Origin of the sequence: Mucilaginibacter sp. (assembly GCF_039207105.1) — a bacterium.
Taxonomy (GTDB): Bacteria; Bacteroidota; Bacteroidia; order Sphingobacteriales; family Sphingobacteriaceae; genus Mucilaginibacter.
Genome location: NZ_JBCECK010000302.1, coordinates 1 through 2,646, shown reverse-complemented (window position 1 = coordinate 2,646; position 2,646 = coordinate 1). Strand labels below are relative to the sequence as shown.

The following is a 2,646-nucleotide window of genomic DNA, read 5'->3' as shown; positions in this document are numbered from 1 at the left end:
TTAGGGTTTTTAAGGAAATCAACAATTTCCATTACCTCTTGCTTGGCTTCTTCCAGGCCGGCAACGTCGTTAAATGTTACGGTTACTTGTGCTTCTTTATCAAATAAAGTAGCCTTTGATTTGCCAATGTTAAATATCTGACCACCCGGGCCGCCACCAGAGCCACCGCTCATGCGACGCATAATAAATATCCATACACCTGCAAAAAGGATCACCATAATAACACCCTGAACCAGCCAGTTTGATAAAAAGCTCTCGTGGCCCTGCTCGTATTGAATAGGAACACGTTGGTCTTCTGGCATATCTTTCTCCGCATTTAACACTGATTGCTTTAAGCTTTCATATGATGCATCGGTAAAAGTATACTGAGGGCCGTTGTTAGTAGCATTAAATAAGCGCTGTTCTTTGCCTGCATTGGCATACTGAGGCTTTTTTAGGCTTTCTTTCTTAATATAAACCTCGGCAACAACCAGGTCGCCGTTTTTATAGGCTACCAGTTTTTCAACATCGTTTTGCTTCAGCATAGCCTCAAAATCCTGGAAGTTGATGTTTTTGCCTGAGCCGCCGCTCAACAGTGTAGGTACCAGCAAAAATGCTAAAATAACAATGCCATAAAGCCACATAATGTTGAATTTAGGTGGTTTTGGCGGTGTCTTTTTATTAAGTATCTTCCTGATCGGTTTCGGACTTTCTGATTTATTATCTTTATCTTTCATTTCTTTGTTAGGAGCTCAAACTTACAATCTATAATTTAAAATTTACAAAGGTTTAGTACCATGACTCTTCCCGGAGGCCTTTTGTGACGAATGTTTAAGCACTTTTATATGATTTAATTTCGGCATCGCCCCACAGATCTTCCACGCCGTAAAACTCACGTTTGTCCGTTCTGAAAACGTGGATCACAACATCCACATAATCAAGCAGTATCCACTCCCCATATTCAAGGCCTTCTTTTCGCCAGGGTTCATGTTGAGTTGCTTTGAAAATCTCGTCCTCAATGCTATTAGCTATCGCTTTTACCTGGGTAGCTGAATCGGCATGACAGATCACAAAATAATCTGCCACGGAACTGAATATGTTACGAAGGTCTAACCTTACAATATCGTTCCCCTTTTTTTCCTGTATGCCATGTATGGCAAGCTCAGAAATATAGGTTGATTGATTTAACACTTTGTTTTTTACCATCAAAAAGAATTAGTTTTGAACGTTTTTGAGTTAAAAATTATTATACTTTGCAAAATAACATATTTTCGGGATTATTTGTTGGTCAAAATTTAGTAACAATTAAAGAAGTTGATTCAACCAACACTTTCCTTAAGAATTTACTGTCAAATTCCAAGCCATTGCCTGAAGGTACGGTCATTATGGCAGAAAGCCAATACGCCGGCCGTGGTCAGCAACAAAATAAATGGCATAGCGAACCTGGAAAAAACCTGACATTCAGTATATTGTTGACACCTGGTTTTGTGCCGGTTATTAGCCAGTTTGATCTTAACCGTGTAGTTAGCCTTGGGGTTTTTGATGCTCTGGAAGTTTACCTGGGCGATAAGTTAAAGATAAAATGGCCAAATGATATTTATTATGAGGATCGTAAACTCGGTGGCATACTCATTGAAACCAATATACTCAGCGGGCATATAAAGCATGTCATTATAGGTATAGGCCTGAATATAAACCAGGAAAATTTTGACGCAGGTGCGGGTAATGCCATATCACTAAAACAAATCTTACATAAGGATTATGATTTACGAACAATATTATCAGAAATTTGCGCCCATATTGAGGCTTATTACCTTAGTTTAAAGGCAGGTAGGTTTTCAGCTGTCAGGGAGGTATATTTATCCAGGCTATATTGGTTAAACCAACAAAAGTATTTCAGATCAAATGATCAGGTTTTTGAAGGTATAATCAGGAATGTGAAGGATGAAGGTTTGCTGGTTGTGGAAAATAATAATGAGCTGCAGGAGTTTAGTTTAAAACAAATTGAATTTTTAAATAAATAGTTAAATGAAGAAGATACTGTTGGTAATTGTGGCGCTTGTGATTTGCGCAGGGGCCTATGCCCAGATTGAAACGCCCGTAAGGTGGTCATACGCGGCAAAAAAGTTGAATGATAAAGAAGCCGTTGTGTTTTTAAAGGCTACTATTCAACCCAGCTGGCATATATACTCCCTTAATGTTAAGGATGGCGGCCCAATAAAAACCTCGTTTGAGTTTACTCCTTCAAAATTATACGCACCGGTAGGCAAACCTTCTGAACCGGCTCCGGTAACCAAATTTGAAAAAGCTTTTAACATGAATGTAAGCTACTTTGAAAAAGAAGTGGTTTTTCAGCAAAAAATAAGTCTTAAATCGGCCAAGGCTACAAATGTTACAGGCAAGCTTACCTACATGACCTGTAACGATAAAAAATGCCTGCCACCAGAAGATGTTGATTTTAATATTCCTTTAGGCAAATAATTTACCTTGAGGAAATAGCAATGAAACTTTTCAATAAAATTAACTGGTTGCCAACGTCACTGGCAATAGTATCCATACTGATCATTTTTGGCTTAAATGCCCCAAAGTCTGCTTATGCTGTGCAGAAAAATGGAAAGGATACAACCATATCAACCAGCGATATTCAGTTTACAGATATACCTACCG

Annotated in this window: 4 protein-coding genes; 2 read left to right on the top strand and 2 right to left on the bottom strand. The window is 38.5% G+C overall.

Annotated features, from left to right (window positions below):
• Positions 1–716, bottom strand: a 716-nt coding sequence (locus AAGC65_RS25875; protein WP_343115343.1) for an ATP-dependent metallopeptidase FtsH/Yme1/Tma family protein, incomplete at its 3' end; no start/stop codon positions are given.
• 94 nt (positions 717–810) lie between these two features.
• Entirely contained in the window at positions 811–1,185 is a 375-nt protein-coding gene (gene rsfS / locus AAGC65_RS25870; RefSeq protein ID WP_343115342.1) for a ribosome silencing factor, read from the bottom strand.
• A gap of 47 nt (positions 1,186–1,232) precedes the next feature.
• Here rsfS and AAGC65_RS25865 point away from each other — a divergent pair, with 47 nt between their 5' ends.
• Complete coding sequence (locus tag AAGC65_RS25865) at positions 1,233–2,003, top strand: biotin--[acetyl-CoA-carboxylase] ligase (RefSeq protein ID WP_343115341.1); 771 nt, start codon at positions 1,233–1,235, stop codon at positions 2,001–2,003.
• A gap of 4 nt (positions 2,004–2,007) precedes the next feature.
• Positions 2,008–2,460, top strand: coding sequence for a protein-disulfide reductase DsbD domain-containing protein (locus tag AAGC65_RS25860; protein ID WP_343115340.1), 453 nt, complete (start codon positions 2,008–2,010; stop codon positions 2,458–2,460).
• Positions 2,461–2,646: the final 186 nt, after the last annotated feature.